This is a genomic window from Streptomyces sp. NPDC096205 (genome assembly GCF_044763135.1).
Classification (GTDB): Bacteria; Actinomycetota; Actinomycetes; order Streptomycetales; family Streptomycetaceae; genus Streptomyces.
In genome coordinates this window covers 53,835-73,974 of sequence record NZ_JBIWFS010000003.1, presented here as the reverse complement: position 1 = coordinate 73,974, position 20,140 = coordinate 53,835, and the positions used below count along the sequence as shown (strand labels likewise).

General features: G+C 72.2%; 16 protein-coding genes and 3 tRNA genes. 11 read left to right on the top strand and 8 right to left on the bottom strand.

The window, feature by feature from the left end:
- Positions 1-130 precede the first annotated feature (130 nt).
- The 5 genes from ACIQ6Y_RS12695 to ACIQ6Y_RS12675 all read left to right on the top strand — a co-directional run bounded on the left by ACIQ6Y_RS12695 (position 131) and on the right by ACIQ6Y_RS12675 (position 8,735).
- On the top strand, positions 131-2,437 hold the full coding sequence (locus tag ACIQ6Y_RS12695; protein ID WP_404036563.1) for a DNA polymerase III subunit gamma and tau: 2,307 nt from the start codon (positions 131-133) through the stop codon (positions 2,435-2,437).
- Between the two features lie 156 nt (positions 2,438-2,593).
- The gene (gene purD, locus ACIQ6Y_RS12690) at positions 2,594-3,844 is read left to right on the top strand and encodes a phosphoribosylamine--glycine ligase (protein WP_404036560.1); all 1,251 of its coding nucleotides are present in this window, start codon (positions 2,594-2,596) and stop codon (positions 3,842-3,844) included.
- A gap of 287 nt (positions 3,845-4,131) precedes the next feature.
- Positions 4,132-6,033, top strand: coding sequence for a hypothetical protein (locus tag ACIQ6Y_RS12685; RefSeq protein ID WP_404038280.1), 1,902 nt, complete (start codon positions 4,132-4,134; stop codon positions 6,031-6,033).
- A gap of 193 nt (positions 6,034-6,226) precedes the next feature.
- Entirely contained in the window at positions 6,227-7,735 is a 1,509-nt protein-coding gene (locus ACIQ6Y_RS12680; RefSeq protein ID WP_404036557.1) for a N,N-dimethylformamidase beta subunit family domain-containing protein, read from the top strand.
- Between the two features lie 100 nt (positions 7,736-7,835).
- Positions 7,836-8,735, top strand: a complete 900-nt coding sequence (locus tag ACIQ6Y_RS12675) for a phosphoribosylaminoimidazolesuccinocarboxamide synthase (protein WP_404036554.1) — start codon at positions 7,836-7,838, stop codon at positions 8,733-8,735.
- Between the two features lie 103 nt (positions 8,736-8,838).
- Here ACIQ6Y_RS12675 and ACIQ6Y_RS12670 read toward each other — a convergent pair.
- The 8 genes from ACIQ6Y_RS12670 to ACIQ6Y_RS12635 form a co-directional block, all read right to left on the bottom strand.
- A tRNA-Gly gene (locus ACIQ6Y_RS12670) sits at positions 8,839-8,914 on the bottom strand.
- A gap of 22 nt (positions 8,915-8,936) precedes the next feature.
- Positions 8,937-9,545 (bottom strand): response regulator, encoded by a 609-nt coding sequence (locus ACIQ6Y_RS12665; protein WP_404036551.1) that lies wholly within the window; start codon positions 9,543-9,545, stop codon positions 8,937-8,939.
- Entirely contained in the window at positions 9,542-10,771 is a 1,230-nt protein-coding gene (locus ACIQ6Y_RS12660) for a sensor histidine kinase (RefSeq protein WP_404036548.1), read from the bottom strand. The genes ACIQ6Y_RS12665 and ACIQ6Y_RS12660 overlap by 4 nt, the downstream gene beginning before the upstream one ends.
- Before the next feature lie 19 nt (positions 10,772-10,790).
- On the bottom strand, positions 10,791-11,555 hold the full coding sequence (locus ACIQ6Y_RS12655) for an ABC transporter permease (RefSeq protein ID WP_404036545.1): 765 nt from the start codon (positions 11,553-11,555) through the stop codon (positions 10,791-10,793).
- Positions 11,552-12,502: an ABC transporter ATP-binding protein gene (locus ACIQ6Y_RS12650; protein ID WP_404036542.1), complete on the bottom strand. Its 951-nt coding sequence runs from the start codon at positions 12,500-12,502 to the stop codon at positions 11,552-11,554. Before ACIQ6Y_RS12650 ends, ACIQ6Y_RS12655 begins: the two co-directional genes overlap by 4 nt.
- Positions 12,503-12,650: 148 nt before the next feature.
- Positions 12,651-12,723: transfer RNA gene (locus tag ACIQ6Y_RS12645), tRNA-Gly, on the bottom strand.
- 80 nt (positions 12,724-12,803) lie between these two features.
- Positions 12,804-12,875: transfer RNA gene (locus tag ACIQ6Y_RS12640), tRNA-Gly, on the bottom strand.
- Between the two features lie 146 nt (positions 12,876-13,021).
- On the bottom strand, positions 13,022-13,339 hold the full coding sequence (locus ACIQ6Y_RS12635; protein ID WP_386384663.1) for an Lsr2 family protein: 318 nt from the start codon (positions 13,337-13,339) through the stop codon (positions 13,022-13,024).
- Positions 13,340-13,650: 311 nt separating this feature from the next.
- Here ACIQ6Y_RS12635 and purS point away from each other — a divergent pair, with 311 nt between their 5' ends.
- From purS to purF, 6 genes are all read left to right on the top strand, one after another.
- On the top strand, positions 13,651-13,914 hold the full coding sequence (gene purS, locus ACIQ6Y_RS12630) for a phosphoribosylformylglycinamidine synthase subunit PurS (protein WP_015659417.1): 264 nt from the start codon (positions 13,651-13,653) through the stop codon (positions 13,912-13,914).
- Entirely contained in the window at positions 13,911-14,591 is a 681-nt protein-coding gene (gene purQ, locus ACIQ6Y_RS12625) for a phosphoribosylformylglycinamidine synthase subunit PurQ (protein ID WP_404036539.1), read from the top strand. The genes purS and purQ overlap by 4 nt, the downstream gene beginning before the upstream one ends.
- Positions 14,588-16,846 (top strand): phosphoribosylformylglycinamidine synthase subunit PurL, encoded by a 2,259-nt coding sequence (gene purL / locus ACIQ6Y_RS12620; RefSeq protein WP_404036536.1) that lies wholly within the window; start codon positions 14,588-14,590, stop codon positions 16,844-16,846. Before purQ ends, purL begins: the two co-directional genes overlap by 4 nt.
- A gap of 84 nt (positions 16,847-16,930) precedes the next feature.
- Positions 16,931-17,731, top strand: coding sequence for a sterol carrier family protein (locus ACIQ6Y_RS12615; RefSeq protein ID WP_404036533.1), 801 nt, complete (start codon positions 16,931-16,933; stop codon positions 17,729-17,731).
- A gap of 46 nt (positions 17,732-17,777) precedes the next feature.
- Positions 17,778-18,533 (top strand): META domain-containing protein, encoded by a 756-nt coding sequence (locus ACIQ6Y_RS12610; protein WP_404036530.1) that lies wholly within the window; start codon positions 17,778-17,780, stop codon positions 18,531-18,533.
- A gap of 61 nt (positions 18,534-18,594) precedes the next feature.
- The gene (gene purF / locus ACIQ6Y_RS12605) at positions 18,595-20,124 is read left to right on the top strand and encodes an amidophosphoribosyltransferase (RefSeq protein ID WP_404036527.1); all 1,530 of its coding nucleotides are present in this window, start codon (positions 18,595-18,597) and stop codon (positions 20,122-20,124) included.
- Positions 20,125-20,140 lie beyond the last annotated feature (16 nt).

Sequence of the window (20,140 nt, the reverse complement as noted above, 5' to 3'; positions counted from 1 at the left end):
CCCGCGGGCCCCGTAGTCACGCTCGTCCGCCCGCGTCCCCGGGCTCCGCACCCAGCGCATCGGCCCGCGTCCCCGGGCCCGCCTCCGCGTGCGGTCCGCTTTGTCAGTGGGCGCCTATAACCTCGTATGCGTGTCGTCTCTTGCGCTGTACCGCCGCTATCGCCCGGAGTCGTTCGCCGAGGTCATCGGGCAGGAGCATGTAACCGACCCGCTGCAGCAGGCGCTGCGGAACAACCGGGTCAATCACGCGTACCTGTTCAGCGGTCCGCGTGGATGCGGCAAGACGACCAGCGCGCGCATCCTCGCGCGGTGTCTGAACTGCGAGAAGGGCCCCACGCCCACCCCTTGCGGCGAGTGCCAGTCCTGCCGCGACCTCGCGCGCAACGGCCCCGGTTCCATCGACGTCATCGAGATCGACGCCGCGTCCCACGGCGGTGTGGACGACGCCCGTGAGCTGCGCGAGAAGGCCTTCTTCGGACCCGCGAGCAGCCGCTACAAGATCTACATCATCGACGAGGCCCACATGGTCACGTCGGCCGGTTTCAACGCGCTGCTCAAGGTCGTCGAGGAGCCGCCGGAGCATCTGAAGTTCATCTTCGCCACGACCGAGCCCGAGAAGGTCATCGGGACCATCCGGTCGCGTACGCACCACTACCCGTTCCGGCTGGTCCCGCCCGGCACCCTGCGGGAGTACCTGGGCGAGGTGTGCCAGAAGGAGGACATCCCCGTCGAGGACGGCGTCCTCCCGCTCGTCGTGCGGGCCGGTGCCGGCTCCGTGCGGGACTCCATGTCCGTCATGGACCAGCTCCTCGCCGCCGCGGGCGCCGACGGTGTGACGTACGCCATGGCCACGTCCCTCCTCGGCTACACCGACGGCTCCCTCCTGGACTCCGTCGTCGAGGCCTTCGCCACCGGTGACGGGGCCGCGGCCTTCGAGGTCGTCGACCGTGTCATCGAGGGCGGCAATGACCCTCGCCGCTTCGTCGCCGACCTGCTGGAGCGGCTGCGGGACCTCGTCATCCTCGCCGCGGTCCCTGACGCCGCCGAGAAGGGCCTCATCGACGCCCCCGTCGACGTCATCGAGCGGATGCAGGCCCAGGCCAGTACGTTCGGCGCGGCCGAGCTCAGCCGCGCCGCCGACCTGGTCAACGACGGCCTGACCGAGATGCGCGGCGCCAACTCGCCCCGCCTCCAGCTGGAACTGATCTGCGCCCGCGTGATGCTGCCCGCCGCCTACGGCGACGAGCGGTCCGTCATGGCCCGCCTGGACCGCCTGGAGCGCGGCGTCAACTTCTCCGCGGCCGCCCCCTCCGGAATGCCGGCCATAGGCTACGCCCCCGGACCCGACGCCCACGCCGCCGCAGCCGTCCCGCCCGGCGGTGGCGCCGCCGCGGCCCGCGCGGCCGTACGAGGCTCCGGTGGCCCGGCACAGACCCCGGCGGCTCCTCCCGCCTCGGCTCCGGCCGCGCCTGTCCCCGCCGCGCCTACGAGGCCTGCCCCCGCCCCTGTCGCGGCCGAGCACGCGTCCCAGCCGGCCCCGGCGGCGCCTTCCGCGCCCGAGCCGCCCCAGCCGCAGCCGCAGCCGCAGCCCGTGGCACAGCCCCAGCCCACACCGCAGCCCGCACCGCAGCCCGCGGCCGCCGCCCCGGCCCCCGGCGCCTGGCCCACGGCCGCGCCCGCCGGCGGCGGCCGTCGTCCCGGCGGCTGGCCCACCGCGGCGGCCCCCGGCGGCGGTGCGCGCCCCGCCGCGGCTCCCCAGCCCGCGGCCCCCGCACAGTCCGCGCCCGCCGCGCCCCCGGCCGCCGCTGCCGCCTACACGCCCGCTCCCGGCGGTCTCGACCCGCGCGCGCTGTGGCCGAACATCCTGGAGGCGGTGAAGGACAAGCGCCGCTTCACCTGGGCGCTGCTGAACGCCCCGAACGCGCATGTGGTGGGCTTCGACGGCACCACCCTCCAGCTCGGGTTCGTCAACGCGGGCGCCATGGACCGCTTCGTGGGCAGCGGCAGCGAGGACGACCTCAAGGCGGTCCTGGCCGAGCGCTTCAACGTCCAGTGGAAGATCGACGCGATCGTCGACCCCTCCGGCGGCTCCGCACCCCCGCAGTCGGCCGGCGGTTACGGCTCCCCCGCCGCCCCCGGCGGCTACAACTCCGGCGGCTACGGCCACAGCACCGCAGCCCAGCCCACCGCGCAGGCCCCGTCCTCCGCCCCGTCCCGGCCCGCCCCCGCCGCGCAGTCCGCCTCGGCACAGGCTCCGGCCCACTCCACCCCTGCCCCCGCCCCGGCCCCGCAGCGCTCCGCTCCCGACCCCGTCGCCCCCGAGGACGACATCCCCGAGGACGACGACCCGGACCTCGACGAGTCGGCCCTGTCCGGCCAGGAGCTGATCGTGCGCGAACTGGGCGCGACGGTGATGGAAGAGTTCACGAACGAGTGAGCGGGGCCCTTGAAGAGGCGCCTGAAAGGGCCCTCGGCAGGGCACGGCAGAGGCGCCTCCCCGCGGCCCCTTCCGTAGAAACCCACAACCCGGCCGCCCCCACCTCTTGGGCAGCCCGCACAAAGGCACAACCCCGCCTCCGGTTAGGCTGACCCCGTGAAGGTCCTCGTCATCGGCAGCGGCGCCCGCGAACACGCCCTGTGCCGCTCCCTGTCCCTCGACCCCGCCGTCACGGCGCTCCACTGCGCCCCCGGCAACGCCGGCATCGCCGAGGTCGCCGAGCTGCACCAGGTCGACGCCCTGGACGGCGCCGCCGTGGCCGCGCTGGCCACGGAACTCGGCGCCGAGCTGGTGATCGTCGGCCCGGAGGCGCCCCTGGTCGCCGGTGTCGCCGACGCCGTGCGCGAGGCGGGCATCCCGGTCTTCGGCCCCTCGAAGGAGGCCGCCCAGCTGGAGGGCTCCAAGGCCTTCGCCAAGGACGTCATGGCCGGGGCGGGCGTCCCGACCGCCCGTTCGTACGTCTGCACGACCGCGGAGGAGGTCGCCGAGGCCCTCGACGCCTTCGGCGCCCCCTACGTCGTGAAGGACGACGGCCTGGCCGCCGGCAAGGGCGTGGTCGTCACCTCCGACCTGGAGGCCGCCAAGGCCCACGCGGCCGGCTGCGAGCGCGTGGTCATCGAGGAGTTCCTCGACGGCCCCGAGGTCTCCCTCTTCGCCATCACCGACGGCGAGACGGTCGTCCCGCTCCAGCCCGCCCAGGACTTCAAGCGCGCGCTCGACAACGACGAGGGCCCCAACACCGGCGGCATGGGCGCGTACACCCCGCTGCCCTGGGCCGACCCGAAGCTGGTCGAGGAGGTCATGGAGACCGTTCTCCAGCCGACCGTCGACGAGCTGCGCCGCCGCGGCACCCCGTTCTCCGGCCTGCTCTACGCGGGCCTGGCGATCACCAGTCGCGGTGTGCGGGTCATCGAGTTCAACGCCCGCTTCGGCGACCCCGAGACCCAGGTCGTGCTGGCCCGGCTGAAGACCCCGCTGGCCGGTGTCCTGCTGGCCGCCGCGAACGGCACCCTCGCCGACCTGGCGCCCCTGCGCTGGAGCGACGACGCGGCCGTCACGGTCGTCGTCGCCTCGCACAACTACCCGGACACCCCGCGCACCGGCGACCCCATCACCGGTCTGGACGAGGTGGCGGCCGAGGACGCCCCGCACGCCTACGTCCTGCATGCCGGGACCAGGCGCGACGGCGACGCCGTGGTCAGCGCGGGCGGCCGTGTGCTGTCCGTCACCGCGACCGGCAAGGACCTCACCGAGGCCCGCGAGCGCGCCTACCGGGCGGTCGCGCGCGTCCGCCTCGACGGCTCCCAGCACCGCACGGACATCGCCGCGAAGGCGGCCGGCGAGTAGAGCCGTAGAGCCGTCATGGACAACCCCTCGGGCCCCGTTCCGTCTCAGGAACCGGGGCCTGATCCTTGCCCTCCGTCATCCACCTTTCCCCAAAGCCATTCCATCGAGTGACCGATTCCCTTTCCGGCTGACGGGGACCCGGGGCCCAACTAGGGTGCGGCGCAAGCGTTCCGGCACTTGGCCCACCGGCATTGCGATGTCAGTGGCGGGTGCCACAGTGGGGGAGTGAGCAACGCCAGGAAAGCACCACGACGGCAGCGAGGGGGTGAGGTCCGGTCGTGACCGGCATGGGTGTGGAGGCAGGTACGCAGGCCGCTCGGTCGAGGGCCCTGGCCGTGCTGCGGGTGCGCAGCCGGGCGCTGGCGGTGGCCCTGCTGCCCGCCGCGGCCGCGGTGATCCTGCTGGCCGGCGGAGCCACGGACCATTTCGTGGGCCCCGGCTGGGACACCGCCCGCTGGGTGGTCTCGGTGCTCGCGGCCGTGGTGCTGCTGGTGGCCGGCGGCATCGCCCTGGTCGTCGCCCGCGCCCGGCCCGCCGTCAGCCCGACGGTGGCGGTCGCGGAGGACGCGGCGCCCGATCTGTACCGGCTGGTGCGCGACCTGGCCGACCGCCTCGACGTCCCCGCGCCCTCGGCGATAGCGCTCACCCCGGACTGCGACAGCTGGCTGGAGGACCGCACCCACCCGGCGCACGGCCCGCCCGCCCCGACCGGCCGCGACGAGATAGCGGACTCCCGCGGCGAGACCCGCCCCCGCCGTTCCGCGGCCGCGCCCGTCCTCGTCATCGGCTCGCCTTTCCTGTGGTGGATGCGCGTGGGCGAGCTGCGCGCGGTCCTCGCCCCGGTCGTCGCCGGTACGGGACCGTCGGCGCACCCCGACATAGCCGCCGCCCGGCGCTTCGTACGGGGTCTGGACGCCGCGGTGGCCGTCGCCTCGGCCCCGGGCCGCGGACCCGTCTCCCGGGCGCTGCGGGCGGGGGTCGGCTGGGTGGCCCGGCTGATGCTGAACGGCTGCCGGCAGTACGCGGTGGAGATGGAGCGCGGGGTCGCGGCCGCCGCGGCCGAGCGTGCACAGGCTGTGGACTACGGCCTGAGGATCGTCGCCCAGGAACAGGTCGGCCTGGCCTACGCGGGCTGGGACCGCCTCCTGACCCGGGTGGCCCTGCCCGCCTGGCGCATGGGCCGCTGGCCCTCCCGTCTCGACGCGGGTGTGGTGGCCGCCCTCACCGAGCTGTCCCGCCGCGACCGCCTGGCCGAGGGCTTCACCTCCCGGCTCGGCGAGCGCCCCGCCTGCGACCTCCTGGAGGAACCGGGCGTGGTCGACGAGGCGGCCTCTCTCCTCGCCGCCCGGCTCTTCCACGGCGGCCCCGCCGAGTCCGGGCCCGACTGGTCCCCGGTGGACTGGCAGGAGTATCCGGAGGAGGTCGTCGACCGCAAGTGGCGCACGGACGCCGCCCGCCTCCACCGCGTCCTCGACACCCTCGGCGTCCGCCGCCCCGCCCCGCACTCCGACGGCCCGACGCTGTCCCGCGTCCTGGACCACCTGACGTCCACCCCCGCGACGACGGACCCGGGCCCGGAGGACGCCGACCCGATGGCGCCCAGGACCCCGGCCGGCCCCGCCGAGACCTCGGAGCCCACCCAGGCCCAGGCCCTGGCACAGGAACCGGCCCTCCGCGCCTCGGCCGAGAACGAAGCCGAAGCCGAAGCGGAATCCGAGGCCCAGAACCAAGCCGAAGCCGAAGCCGAAGCGGAATCCGAGGCCCAGTACCAAGCCGGAGCCGAAGCGGACGACCACAGCACCAACCCCCGCTGCGCCGCCCTCGCCGACGGCCTCTCCGCCGAGCTGGCCCGCGAAGAGGCCGCGGCCCACCCCGCCACCACCCCCGGCACCCGCACCACGCTCTGGGACGACGACCTCCCCCTGTTCCCCCTCCAGCCCCCTCGCACCCCCCGGGAACTCCTCGCGGACCACATCACGGCCATGGTCTGCTGCGCCGCCATGGACACCGCGGGCGCCGCCCCCGGCCTGGACTGGCTGGACGGCCCCTCCCTCCTCGTCGAGGGAGAGCGCACCGCCGATCTCACCCCGAAGGTGCTCACCCTCCTGGAGGACGGTGACCCCACGCCCCTGCGGACCTGGCTCACCGAGGTCGGCATACGCCCGGAGAAGCCCGTACGGCTCGTCTGACAGGCGCGGAGGACCGTACCGGAGCAGTGTCTTCCACTTTCGGTCAATCGAAGACGAACAGTGACGAGATCCATGCGGAATGTGATGTGCTGGAACCGGTCGCGCACGTGGCAAGAACGCACGACATAGGACAGCCACACGCGCCCGCCACACGACGCACCGGCATACGGGGGTTCGAGGGAGGGGAGCCACCATGGGATCGGAGCACATCCGCCGCTGGGAGTCGGGGGCACTCGCCCACGCGGTGACGGACCCCTTCGGCCAGGGCCCCGTCCCCTGGCTGCGCGGCAGCGAGACCTACTTCGACGACACCGGCCATGTCGTCCCCTGGTACGTCGACCAGGCGCCGGGCCAGACGCCTCGCGAAGGCACCCCGCGTGTCCCGCCCCCGCGCAACGTCCCCGCCCCGTCCGGCGCCCCGCGCTCCGCCGACGACGTCCACCGGCAGATCAAGGGCTTCACCTCCGCCGGCGCGGTCGCCCCCGGCGAGGCCCTCGACTTCCACATCACCGTCGACCCGCCCCAGGAGTTCGGCGTCGACATCTACCGCATCGGCCACTACGGCGGCGACGGCGCGGCCAAGATCACCACCAGCCCGCGCCTGTCCGGCATCGTCCAGCCTCCGCCGCTGACCGCCGAACGCACCGTCTCCTGCCACCACTGGTGGCTGTCCTGGCGCCTTCAGGTCCCGTCGTACTGGAGCAACGGCGCGTACGTCGCCGTCCTGACCACCGCCGACGGCTACCGCTCCCACATCCCCTTCACCGTCCGCGACGACCACCCGGCCGACCTGCTGCTGCTCCTGCCCGACATCACCTGGCAGGCGTACAACCTCTACCCGGAGGACGGCCGCACCGGCGCCAGCCTCTACCACGCCTGGGACGCGGACGGCCGGCTGCTGGGGGAGGCCGACGCGGCCACGACGGTCTCCTTCGACCGTCCCTACGCCGGTGCGGGCCTGCCCCTGCACGTCGGCCACGCCTACGACTTCATCCGCTGGGCCGAGCGCTACGGCTACGACCTCGCCTACGCCGAAGCCCGCGATCTGCACGCCGGCCGCGTCGACCCCACCCGCTACCGGGGCCTGGTCTTCCCCGGCCACGACGAGTACTGGTCGATCCCGATGCGCCGCACGATCGAGCAGGCCCGCGACAGCGGCACCTCGCTCGTCTTCCTGTCGGCCAACACGCTGTACTGGCAGGTCGAGTTGGGCCCCTCCCCGTCCGGAGTGCCCGACCGCCTGCTGACCTGCCGCAAACGCAAGGGCCCGGGCAGGCCGGTGCTGTGGCGCGAAATCGACCGCCCCGAGCAGCAGTTGGTGGGCATCCAGTACGCCGGCCGGGTCCCCGAACCGCACCCCCTGATCGTCCGCAACGCCGGCCACTGGCTGTGGGAGGCGACCGGCGCGCACGAGGGCGACCCGATCGAAGGCCTGGTCGCGGGGGAGGCGGACCGCTACTTCCCACGCGTCCCGCTGCCCGAGCACGAGGAACGCATCCTGCTCGCCCACTCCCCGTACACCGACAGCGCAGGCGTCCTGCGGCACCAGGAGACCTCCCTGTACCGCGCGCCCTCCGGCGCCTGGGTCTTCGCTTCCGGGACGTTCGCCTGGTCCCCGTCCCTGGATCGCCCGGGCCACGTCGACGCCCGGATCCAGCGCGCCACCGCCAATCTCCTGGACCGCATCTGCAAACGCGACTGATCACGGCCTGCCGGCCCGGCCCCCGCGCGACCCCGTGTCCACGACCCGCTCCCCGATACGGGACAATCGAGCCACTTGGACAGAACCACGGGGAGGAACCGTGTCCGGATTCGTCGAAAAGCCCGAACCGATCCAGGTTCCGGGCCTGGTGCATGTGCACACCGGCAAGGTGCGCGACCTGTACCGGAACGAGGCGGGCGACCTCGTGATGGTCGCCAGCGACCGCATGTCCGCCTACGACTGGGTGCTGCCGACCGAGATCCCCGACAAGGGCCGCGTCCTCACGCAGCTGTCCCTGTGGTGGTTCGACCAGCTGCGCGACCTCGCCCCCAACCATGTGATCAGCACCGAGCTGCCCGAGGGCGCCCCCGCCGACTGGGCCGGCCGCACCCTGGTCTGCAAGTCGCTGCGGATGGTCCCCGTGGAGTGCGTGGCCCGCGGCTACCTCACCGGCTCCGGCCTGGTCGAGTACAACGACTCCCGTACGGTCTGCGGCCTCGCCCTGCCCGAGGGCCTGACCGACGGCTCCGAGCTGCCCGCCCCGATCTTCACCCCGGCCACCAAGGCCGCCGTCGGCGAGCACGACGAGAACGTCTCCTACGAGGAGGTCGCCCGCCAGGTCGGCGCCGACACCGCCGCCCTGCTGCGCCAGACGACCCTCGCGGTCTACGGCCGCGCCCGCGACATCGCCCGTGAGCGGGGCATCATCCTCGCGGACACCAAGTTCGAGTTCGGCTTCGAGGGCGACACCCTCGTCATCGCCGACGAGGTCCTCACCCCCGACTCCTCCCGGTTCTGGCCGGCCGACCAGTGGCAGCCGGGCCGCGCGCAGCCGTCGTACGACAAGCAGTTCGTGCGCGACTGGCTGACCTCGGCGGAGTCGGGCTGGGACCGCAAGAGCGAGCAGCCCCCGCCGCCGCTGCCGGAGCAGGTCGTCGAGGCGACCCGCGCCAAGTACATCGAGGCGTACGAGCGTCTGACGGGCACGCGCTGGGCGTAACCCCTGTGGCAGAGGGGGCTCCTGGGAAACCAGGGGCCCACGGCCCGGTGCGCAGCCAGGGCCCAGACACGAAGAAACCCCCGGCGGAAACCGGGGGTTTTTCTGGAGCGGACGACGAGGCTCGAACTCGCGACCTCAACCTTGGCAAGGTTGCGCTCTACCAACTGAGCTACGTCCGCATGCGCCGTGGCGCGAGAGCAACTATACCCAACCTCGCTCGCGCGCGAGACGCACTGCCGCATGACGGTTCTCCGCACCGAGCTTCGTGACGGCCGAGGAGAGGTAGTTGCGCACGGTCCCCTGGGACAGTGCGGCCCGCTCGGCGATCTCCGCGACGGGCGCCCCGTCGGCCGCCAGCTCCAGCACCTCGGCCTCCCGCGCGGTCAGCGGCGAGTCCCCGGCGGCGATCGCGTCGGCCGCCAACTCGGGGTCCACATAGCGGTTTCCGGCATGGACCGTGCGGATGATCTCGGCGAGCCGCTGCGCGCTGACGGTCTTCGGCACGAACCCGCGCACCCCCGCCGCCAGCGCCCGCTTCAGATGCCCGGGCCGGCCGTGGCTGGTCACGATCAGCGCCCGGCACTCCGGCAGTTCCGCGCGCAGGGATGTGGCCACCTTCACACCGTCCGCCCCCGGCATCTGGAGGTCCAGCACGGCGACATCGGGCCGGTGAGCCCGAGCCATGGCCAGCGCCTCCGGCCCGGTGGCGGCCTCCGCGACGATCACCAGGTCGTCCTCCAGCGCCAGCAGCGCGGCCAGCGCCCCCCGGATGAGGTGCTCGTCGTCGGCGAGCAGCACCCGCACGGTCATACGGCCGCCACCTCACTCATCTGCACCTGCGCCGTCACCGGCACCTCCGCCACCACCCGGAACAAGCCGTCGCCGACATGACCCGCCTCGAGCGTCCCGTCCACCGCGGCCAGCCGCTCCCGCAGCCCCGCCAGTCCGGAGCCGGCCCCCTGCGACGCCGTACCCGCCCCGTCGTTCTCCACCGTCAGCACCACCCGCCCCTCGGCCATCCGCAACCCCACGGCACACCGCCCCGCGTCCCCGTGCCGCAGCACGTTCGTCGTGGCCTCGCGGACCACCCACCCGAGCGCCGACTGCACCTCGGCGGGCAACGCCAAGGGCTCCTCGGCCATCTCGCACGTGATGCCCGCGGCCGTCAGCACCCCGCGCGCCCCGGCGAGTTCGGCCCCGAGGTCGGCCTCCCGGTAGCCGCGTACGACATCGCGCACCTCGCGCTGCGACTCCTGCGCGATCCGCTGCACCTCGATCATCTGCTCCACGGCCTCGGGCCGCTCGCGCCGCGCCAACTGCACGGCCAGCTCGCTCTTGAGGGCGATCACCGCCAGGTTCCGCCCCATCACGTCATGCAGGTCCCGCCCGAAGCGCAGCCGCTCCTCGGCGACGGCGAGCCGGGCGCGGGTCTCGCGGGCGGCGTCGAGCTCGTAGACGGCGTTCAGCAGCCAGACGGAGAAGATGGAGGTGAAGGCGAGGAACCCGCCGCCGAGCAGCACCATGAACCCGGTGAACAGCGCGGCCGGACCGGGGAGCCCGATGGGCCAGGAGACCGTCGAGGCGCCCGCCGCGAAGCCGCCGACGATCCCGAACACCCGCTTGCGGTCGCGCACCCCGAGCGCGATGGTGCCCGCCCCGAAGGCCAGGACGCCCCCGAAGACCGCACCCGCCGCCGACTCGACCTCCTCGCCGCCGGGCCCGCGCTCGGCGAGCCCGATCGCCCCGACCGCGATCACGGCCGTCACGGCGGCGAGCGCCCACAGCAGCCGCACCGGCTGCTCCCGCTGCCCGCGCGTCCAGTCCAGCGCCCGGGACGCGGTCACCGCCCCGATCACCGCGTGCACGGACACCACCAGCAGCAGCCAGAGCCCGACCCCGGCCCCCGCCTCCCCGAGCGCCGAGGTGCCGATCGCCAGCACCTCGATCACCCCGAAGAAGTGGAACGACCACCGCGTGTACGTCTCGACCTTCGCCGGTGTGCTCTTCGCCCGCCACCAGCCCCCCGCCCCGCGCATACGACCCCCGTAAGTCCCTTCAGCGGCGCGGTTCCCACCGGAACCACCGCCGTACAGCAAACACCGCGGCCAGCGTCCAGGCCAGCGCGGTCGCCGCCGCGCCCAGTGCCTCGGCGGCGGACAGCTCCCCGGTCCAGCCGCCCCGCACCAGCGTGATCGCCCCGGTGAGCGGAAGCAGCTCGAACACGGAGGCCACCCGGTCCGGGGCCAGCTCCAGCGGGACCATGATCCCCGAGCCGATCATCGACACCATCACCAGCGGCAGCGCGGTGGCCTGAGCGCTCTCCACCGTCCGGGTGAAGCTCGCGGTCACCGCGGCGAGGGCCGCACACAGCGCCAGCCCCAGCAGCAGCCCCAGCACGGCGAGCGGGGCCGCCTTCGGCGCCGGCACGTCCAGCAGCGCCGTACAGCCCACGACCAGCACCACAGACTGCACCAGCCCGGTGACGACGGCCGGCAGCGACGCCCCGGCCAGGATCTCCGCGTCCCGCAGCTCCCCGGTCCGCAGCCGCTTCAGCACCAGTTCCTCGCGCCGCCCCACGAACACCCCGACGAGCGCCGAGTACACCGCGAACAGCAGCGAGAACCCCACGGCCCCCGGCAGCAGCACAAGACCCACGCTGAGCCCGTTCTCCGCCAGGTCCATGTCCTCGACCACGGACCGCACGCTGAACGGCAGCACCAGCGGCACCACCAGCGCCCCGATGAGCATGCCCCGGCTCCGCCCGAACAGCGTCAGCTCGGCCCGCCCGAGCGCCGCGACCCGCCCCGCGACCGTGGTCATGCCGGCACCTCCACACGCTCCGCACGCTCGGCCTCCCGGGCGATGCCCAGGAACGCCTCCTCCAGCGACGCCGCCCGCACATCCAGCCCGTGCAGCTCGACACCGGCCCCCTCGGCCCACACCAGCAGCCGCGTCGCGGCCCGCTGCAGCTCGCGCGTGCGCAGCCGTACGACACCGCCGTCCACGCTGTGCCCGCTCACCCCCAGCTCGCCCAGCGGCGGCAGATCCCCGAGGAAGTAGCCCTCGGGCAGCCGGAAGGAGATGTGGGAGGGCTGGGCGTCCGTCACCTCGGCCGGTGTGCCCGCGGCGGCGATCCGCCCGTGGTGCAGGATCGCCAGCCGCCCGGCGAGATCCTCGGCCTCCTCCAGGTAGTGCGTGGTGAGCAGCACGGTCGTGCCGCGGCCCTGTAGCTCCCGCACCAGTTCCCAGGTCTCCTGCCGTCCCTCCGCGTCGAGCCCGGTCGTCGGCTCGTCGAGGAACAGCACCTCCGGATCGCCCAGCAGCGCCAGCGCCAGGTCGAGACGCCTGCGCTCCCCGCCCGACAGCTGCTTGACCCGTACGCCGGTCCGCCGGGCGAGCCCGACCCGCTCCAGCACCTCACCCGGCGCCCGCGCCCCGCTGACGCAGCCGGCCCACATCCGCGCGGTCTCGGCGACGGTCAGCTCCGACGGGAACCCGCCCTCCTGGAGCATGACGCCCATCCGGGGCCGTACGGCGGCCCGCTCGGCGTGGGGATCGTGGCCGAGGACGCGCACCCGGCCCCCGCTGGGCGGCGCCAGGCCCTCCAGCAGCTCGACGGTGGACGTCTTGCCCGCGCCGTTGGTGCCCAGCAGCGCGAAGATCTCGCCCTGTTTCACGTGAAACGAGATTCCGCGGACCGCCTCGAACCCGCCCCCGTACACACGCCGTAGATCGGTGACCTCGATCACGTGCTCTGTCGTGTTCATGGATTCAGCGTCCCGGCGGACGGACGCCGGCGGCAGTGCGCGCTGTCATCGCTCGGCATGACAAATGTCAGACCCGCCGCCAGGGCACCGAAAAGACTCCCCGGCACACGAAAAAACCCCGGTCACAAGGACCGGGGTCTCTCTCAAGAGCGGACGACGAGGCTCGAACTCGCGACCTCAACCTTGGCAAGGTTGCGCTCTACCAACTGAGCTACGTCCGCATTGCCTCCGATCGGCTTTCACCGACCGGCGCGAGCACCAGCCTACCTGATCCACAACAGTGGTCGGGACGGCGATGCAGAGCGGGTGACAGGAATCGCACACTGCGCCTTCCCCCTGGAAGGGGGATGTTCTACTACTGAACTACACCCGCAAGCCGCTGTGAGCTGGGCTTTTCGGCCCCGCCCCGTGGCGTGCTCCAGACTCTAGCTGATCAGCAGGGGTGCTGTGCAAGTCCGTTGCTCCGAGGGGCGGGTGAGCGGGTGCCCCGTGGCCGTCTCCGAGAGGCCTGCGCGCGGCTCACTGGGCCGCGGCGAACGCCTCGTAGACCTTCTTGGGGATGCGTCCGCGCGCGGGGACGTCCATCTTGTTCGCCTGGGCCCAGGCGCGGACCGCCGCCGGGTCGGGCGCGACCTCCGTCTGACGGAAGGCCCGGCCCGAGCGCGACCGCTTGCGGCCGGCCTCCACGTAGGGCGCGAGCGCCTCACGCAGTTTCTCGGCATTGGCTTCATTCAGGTCGATCTCGTACGACTTGCCGTCGAGTCCGAAGGCGATCGTTTCCGCCGCTTCCGAGCCGTCGATGTCGTCGAAGAGGGTGACCACGACCTTCTGCGCCACGAATATCGGTCCCTTCGTACGGCACCTCATGCAGCTCAGCTGCATCGACGTGCCGAGTTTGTCGGCTATTGCCAATTCATTTGTACAGTGCCCGGCATTGCAAAGTGAAGCCCGACTAAATCTCCCCGCGTGTCCGGACGCAATAGGTTTCGCAGGCCGATCGGCGATCTTTCCCGGGAATTTCCCCGGAAGCGCCCCTTCGATGCCTGATCGTGATGACGGTCACGTAGGTTCCTACGACTCTACTCGCGTAGAAATTTTGTGCGGGTAGTCTGAAGGAACCTGCTCAGCACCACACACCGGGAGTGCCAGTGGCACGCGTCGTAGTCGACGTCATGCTCAAGCCGGAGATCCTCGACCCCCAGGGCCAGGCGGTGCAGCGCGCACTGCCGCGGCTGGGTTTCGAAGGCATCTCGGACGTCCGTCAGGGAAAGCGTTTCGAACTGGAAGTTGACGGGCCGGTCGACGAGGCCGCGCTCGCCCGCATCCACGATCTTGCGGAATCCTTCCTCGCCAACACCGTGATCGAGGACTTCACCGTCAAGGTCGAGGAAGTCGCGGAGGCCGCGAAGTGACCGCTCGTATCGGCGTCGTCACTTTTCCGGGAAGTCTCGACGACCGGGACACCCAGCGCGCGATCCGCCTCGCGGGCGCCGAACCGGTTGCCCTCTGGCACAAGGACAAGAACCTGCACCAGGTCGACGCGGTCGTCCTGCCCGGCGGTTTCTCCTACGGCGACTATCTGCGCGCCGGCGCCATCTCCCGCTTCTCGCCGGTGATGGAGACCGTGATCGAGCAGGCGAAGGCGGGTATGCCGGTCCTCGGCATCTGCAACGGCTTCCAGATCCTCACCGAGGCCCACCTGCTGCCCGGCGGCATGCTCGGCAACGACCACCTGCACTTCATCTGCCGCGACCAGAAGCTGCGGGTGGAGAACGCGAACACGGCCTGGACCGTCGACTACACGGCCGGCCAGGAGATCCACATCCCGCTGAAGAACATGGACGGGCGGTACGTCGCCGACGAGCGCACCCTCGACATGCTCGAGGCCGAGGGCCGGGTCGTGTTCCGGTACCTCGACTTCAACCCCAACGGTTCCCTGCGGGACATCGCCGGCATCACCAACGAGGCCGGCAACGTCGTGGGCCTGATGCCGCACCCGGAGCACGCCACGGAGCCGCTCATCGGCACCGGCCGCACCGACGGCCTCCCCTTCTTCACCTCGATCCTCAAGAAGCTGGTCAACGCATGAGCCGGACGCCTCTGGACACGGTCGAGCACGCGGCCGCGACCCCCGACGTCGAGCTGCCCTGGGCCGAACTGGGCCTGAAGAAGGACGAGTACGAGCGCGTGGTCGAGATCCTCGGCCGCCGGCCCACCGGTGCCGAGCTCGCCATGTACTCGGTCATGTGGTCCGAGCACTGCTCGTACAAGTCCTCCAAGGTCCACCTCCGCCAGTTCGGCGAGAAGGCCCCCGAGTCCGACGCCATGCTCGTGGGCATCGGCGAGAACGCAGGTGTCGTCGACGTCGGCCAGGGCTACGCGGTCACCTTCAAGGTCGAGTCGCACAACCACCCGTCGTACGTCGAGCCCTACCAGGGCGCGGCCACCGGCGTCGGCGGCATCGTGCGCGACATCATCGCGATGGGCGCCCGCCCGGTCGCGGTCGTCGACCCGCTGCGCTTCGGTGCGGCCGACCACCCCGACACCAAGCGCGTCCTGCCGGGCGTCGTCGCCGGCATCGGCGGCTACGGCAACTGCCTGGGCCTGCCCAACATCGGCGGCGAGGTCGTCTTCGACGCCTGCTACCAGGGCAACCCGCTGGTCAACGCCGGTGCCATCGGCGTCATGCGGCACGAGGACATCCACCTCGCGAAGGCGTCCGGCGCGGGCAACAAGGTCATCATGTACGGCGCCCGGACGGGCGGCGACGGCATCGGCGGCGCCTCCATCCTCGCCTCCGAGACCTTCGACGACGCGAAGCCCTCGAAGCGTCCCGCCGTGCAGGTCGGCGACCCCTTCCAGGAGAAGCTCCTCATCGAGTGCACCCTGGAGGCGTTCAAGGAGAAGCTGGTCGTCGGCATCCAGGACCTGGGCGCGGCCGGCATCTCCTGCGCCACCAGCGAGCTCGCCTCCAACGGCTCCGGCGGCATGCGCGTCGAGCTGGACGACGTCCCCCTGCGCGACTCCACGCTCACTCCTGAGGAGATCCTCATGAGCGAGTCGCAGGAGCGCATGTGCGCGGTGGTGGAGCCGGAGAAGGTCGACCGCTTCCTCGCGATCTGCGAGAAGTGGGACGTCATCGCCACCGTCATCGGTGAGGTCACCGACGGCGACCGGCTGGAGATCTTCTGGCACGGCGAGAAGATCGTCGACGTCGACCCGCGCACGGTCGCCCACGAGGGCCCGACCTACGAGCGCCCGTACGCCCGCCCGTCCTGGCAGGACGAGCTCCAGGCGGACGACGCGAACAAGCTGCCGCGCCCGGCGACTTCGGAGGAACTGCGCGACCAGGTGCTGAAGCTGGTCGCCTCCCCGAACCAGGCCTCCAAGAAGTGGATCACGTCCCAGTACGACCACTTCGTGCAGGGCAACACCGTCCTCGCCCAGCCCGAGGACTCCGGCATGATCCGCATCGACGAGGAGACCGGCCTCGGCGTCGCCATCGCCACGGACGGCAACGGCCGCTACGCCAAGCTCGACCCGTACACGGGCGCGCAGCTGGCGCTGGCGGAGGCGTACCGCAACGTGGCGACGACCGGCGCCAAGCCCCTCGCCGTCTCCGACTGCCTCAACTTCGGTTCGCCCGAGGACCCGGCGGTCATGTGGCAGTTCGCGGAGGCCGTGCGCGGTCTGGCGGACGCCTGCCAGCAGCTCGGCACGCCGGTGACCGGCGGCAACGTCTCGCTGTACAACCAGACCGGCGAGGTCGCCATCCACCCGACGCCGGTCGTCGCCGTCCTCGGCGTGATCGACGACGTGGCCCGCCGCACCCCGGTCGCCTTCCAGGAGGAGGGCCAGCTCCTCTACCTGCTCGGCGACACCCGCGAGGAGTTCGGCGGCTCGGCCTGGTCCCAGGTCGTCCACGACCACCTCGGCGGTCTGCCGCCCAAGGTGGACCTGGAGCGCGAGCGGCTGCTCGCCGAGATCCTGATCTCCGCCTCCCGCGACGGCATGATCGACTCCGCGCACGACCTGTCCGACGGCGGTCTGATCCAGGCCGTGGTCGAGTCGGCGCTGCTCGGCGAGAAGGGCGCCCGCCTGATCGTCCCCGACGGCCTGGACGCCTTCACCTTCCTGCTGTCCGAGTCGGCCGGCCGCGCGATCGTGGCCGTCCCGCGCTCGGAGGAGGTCCGCTTCAACGACATGTGCGGCGCCCGGGGCCTCCCCGTCACCCGCATCGGCGTCGTCGACGGCGACACGGTGGACGTCCAGGGCGAGTTCACCCTCACCCTGGCCGAACTCCGCGAGGCCCACGAGAACACCATCCCGGCGCTGCTCAAGTAGGCGACGCCCGTACGACGGTGAAGGCCCCGCCCGTTTCCCGACGGGCGGGGCCCCTCGCGTTCCGGCCCGGCATAGGCTCGCCCCATGCCGGCCAAGAAGCGCACCCGTTCCTATGACCCCGCCCGGATCCGCGCCGCGGTGTTCGCCCAGTTCGGGCACGTACGCCAGGCCGTGAGCACCCTGACGCCCGATCAACTCGCGCTGCCCACACGGCTGGACGGGTGGACCGTACGGGATCTAGGCGCACACCTCACCATGACCGTCGCCGCGGTCAGCCGCGCGCTGGAGCGCGAGGAGCCCGCGAAGGCGGACATCGCGCTGCTCGACTACCCGTCCGTGACGGCCCCGTTCGCCGAGGCCATCGCCGACGGCACCCGGCAGCTCGCCGCCGCGACCCCCGACCTCGACGCGCTGTTCGCCCGCACCGAGGACGAGCTCACCGCCCGCCTCGCCGAGGTCGAGGCCCCGGAATCCCGCGTCCTCGACATCCGGGCCGGCGGCATGACCCTCACCGACTTCCTGGTCACCCGGACCGTCGAACTCGTCGTCCACACCGACGACCTGAACGCCGCCGTGCCCGGCCTGGACGTGCCGTACGACAAGCAGGCCCTGGCCGCCTGCACCCGGCTGCTGGCCGACGCGCTCGCCGCGAAGGCGCCCGGCGGCGCGACCGAGGTGCGCGTCCCGCCGTACGCCGTGGTGCAGTGCGTGGAGGGGCCCCGGCACACCCGCGGCACCCCGCCGAACGTCGTCGAGACCGACCCGCTGACCTGGATCCGGCTCGCCACCGGCCGCCTGACCTGGGCGGACGCGCTGGAGGCGGCGCAGGTCAGCGCGAGCGGGGAGCGGGCCGACCTCAGCGGGCTGCTGCCGCTGCTGGGGTGAGCCGGCCGACGGGGAACCGATTCGGCGGGCTCCCCGTCCCACCGGCATGGACAAGCAGCGACTGACCCTCGCGGCCCTCACCCTGCTCCCGCTCCTGGCCGCCTGCGGCACCGAGAAGGCCGGCGGTGACGCCGTCGGCGCCGGGCCGACCGTCACCGGGGTGCGCTGGGCCGTCACCGACGTCACCGTCGACGGCCGCACCAGCAAGGCCCCGGCCACCGCCCATCTGCGCATCGGCGCCGACGGCAGGGCCGAGGGCAACCTCGGCTGCAACGGCTTCAGCTCCGACGCCGCCCTGGACGGCGACCGCGTCGCCTTCCGGCAGCTCGGCGCCACCGAGATGGCCTGCGACGACCTGCACTTCGAGGAGACCCTCGCGAAGACCCTCACCGACGGCAGCCTCACCGCCCGGGTGAACGGCGACGACCTCACCCTGACCACCGCCGACGGCGACCGCGTCCGCCTCACCGAGCAGAAGCCGGCCACGCTGTCCGGCACGAAGTGGCAGATCACCGACCCCGCCTCCGACGGCCGCGCCCACCTGGTCTTCGACACCGCGAAGGGAACCCTCTCGGGAAGCCTGGGCTGCAACCGCGTGAACGCCGAGGCGACGGTCCGCGACGGCCGTATCACGCTGGGCTCGCTCGCCACGACCCGAATGATGTGCGAAGCCTCACTCATGAATACGGAGCGAAGCCTCGAACGGGTCCTGGACGGCACCGTCGACTACCGCATCGACGACCGCACCCTTACGCTGACCAGCCAAAACGGCGAAACCTTGACGGCTGTCGCCGCCGGGTGATCGATTACCGACGGGTATCCCCAATTCGGACCAGTGGTCGATCTCGCCTACACTCGAAGGCGTGCCACGTGGTGACGGTCGACTCAATCACGATCTGCTTCCCGGCGAGAAAGGCCCCCAGGACGCTTGTGGCGTCTTCGGTGTCTGGGCTCCGGGTGAAGAGGTCGCAAAGCTCACGTACTTCGGGCTCTACGCCCTCCAGCATCGGGGCCAGGAATCCGCGGGAATCGCGGTCAGCAACGGCTCCCAGATCCTCGTCTTCAAGGACATGGGCCTCGTGTCCCAGGTCTTCGACGAGACCTCTCTCGGTTCGCTCCAGGGTCATATCGCGGTCGGACACGCCCGCTACTCGACCACCGGCGCCTCTGTCTGGGAGAACGCCCAGCCGACGTTCCGTGCCACCGCGCACGGCTCGATCGCGCTCGGCCACAACGGCAACCTCGTCAACACGGCCCAGCTGGCCGAGATGGTCGCCGCCCTCCCGAACGACAACAACAGCCGCTCGACCCGCGTGGCTGCCACCAACGACACCGACCTGCTCACCGCGCTCCTCGCGGCCCAGGTCGACGAGGACGGCAAGCCGCTGACCATCGAGGAGGCGGCCCACCAGGTCCTCCCGAAGGTGCGCGGCGCGTTCTCGCTCGTCTTCATGGACGAGCACACCCTCTACGCCGGCCGCGACCCGCAGGGCATCCGCCCGCTGGTCCTCGGCCGCCTGGAGCGCGGCTGGGTCGTCGCCTCCGAGTCCGCCGCCCTGGACATCTGCGGCGCCAGCTACGTGCGCGAGATAGAGCCGGGCGAGTTCATCGCGATCGACGAGAACGGCCTGCGCAGCTCCCGCTTCGCGGAAGCGAAGCCCAAGGGCTGTGTCTTCGAGTACGTGTACCTGGCCCGCCCGGACACGGACATCGCCGGCCGCAACGTCTACCTCTCCCGCGTGGAGATGGGCCGCCGCCTGGCGAAGGAAGCGCCCGTCGAGGCCGACCTGGTCATAGCGACCCCGGAGTCGGGCACCCCGGCCGCCATCGGTTACGCCGAGGCCAGCGGCATCCCCTTCGGCGCGGGCCTGGTGAAGAACGCCTATGTCGGCCGCACCTTCATCCAGCCCTCCCAGACGATCCGCCAGCTCGGCATCCGTCTGAAGCTGAACCCGCTGAAGGAAGTCATCAAGGGCAAGCGCCTGGTCGTCGTCGACGACTCCATCGTGCGCGGCAACACCCAGCGGGCCCTGGTCCGCATGCTGCGCGAGGCGGGCGCCGCCGAGGTCCACATCCGGATCTCCTCGCCGCCCGTGAAGTGGCCCTGCTTCTTCGGCATCGACTTCGCCACCCGCGCCGAGCTCATCGCCAACGGCATGACCATCGACGAGATCGGCACCTCCCTGGGCGCCGACTCCCTGGCCTACATCTCCCTCGACGGCATGATCGAGGCGACCACCATCGCCAAGCCGAACCTGTGCCGCGCCTGCTTCGACGGCGAGTACCCGATGGAGCTGCCGGACCCGGAGCTGCTCGGCAAGCAGCTGCTGGAGACCGAGCTGGCCGCGGGCCCGGCCGCCACGGCCGCGGCCGACGCGATCCGTCGCCCGTAAGCCCCCGTAGTACGAC

Excerpts from the sequence above, each read along its gene's own strand:
- ACIQ6Y_RS12665 (WP_404036551.1), bottom strand. The coding sequence starts at position 9,545 with ATGACCGTGCGGGTGCTGCTCGCCGACGACGAGCACCTCATCCGGGGG.
- ACIQ6Y_RS12660 (WP_404036548.1), bottom strand. The coding sequence starts at position 10,771 with ATGCGCGGGGCGGGGGGCTGGTGGCGGGCGAAGAGCACACCGGCGAAG.
- ACIQ6Y_RS12610 (WP_404036530.1), top strand. The coding sequence starts at position 17,778 with ATGGACAAGCAGCGACTGACCCTCGCGGCCCTCACCCTGCTCCCGCTC.
- ACIQ6Y_RS12685 (WP_404038280.1), top strand. The coding sequence starts at position 4,132 with ATGGGTGTGGAGGCAGGTACGCAGGCCGCTCGGTCGAGGGCCCTGGCC.
- ACIQ6Y_RS12650 (WP_404036542.1), bottom strand. The coding sequence starts at position 12,502 with ATGAACACGACAGAGCACGTGATCGAGGTCACCGATCTACGGCGTGTG.
- ACIQ6Y_RS12680 (WP_404036557.1), top strand. The coding sequence starts at position 6,227 with ATGGGATCGGAGCACATCCGCCGCTGGGAGTCGGGGGCACTCGCCCAC.
- ACIQ6Y_RS12655 (WP_404036545.1), bottom strand. The coding sequence starts at position 11,555 with ATGACCACGGTCGCGGGGCGGGTCGCGGCGCTCGGGCGGGCCGAGCTG.
- purL (WP_404036536.1), top strand. The coding sequence starts at position 14,588 with ATGAGCCGGACGCCTCTGGACACGGTCGAGCACGCGGCCGCGACCCCC.
- ACIQ6Y_RS12615 (WP_404036533.1), top strand. The coding sequence starts at position 16,931 with ATGCCGGCCAAGAAGCGCACCCGTTCCTATGACCCCGCCCGGATCCGC.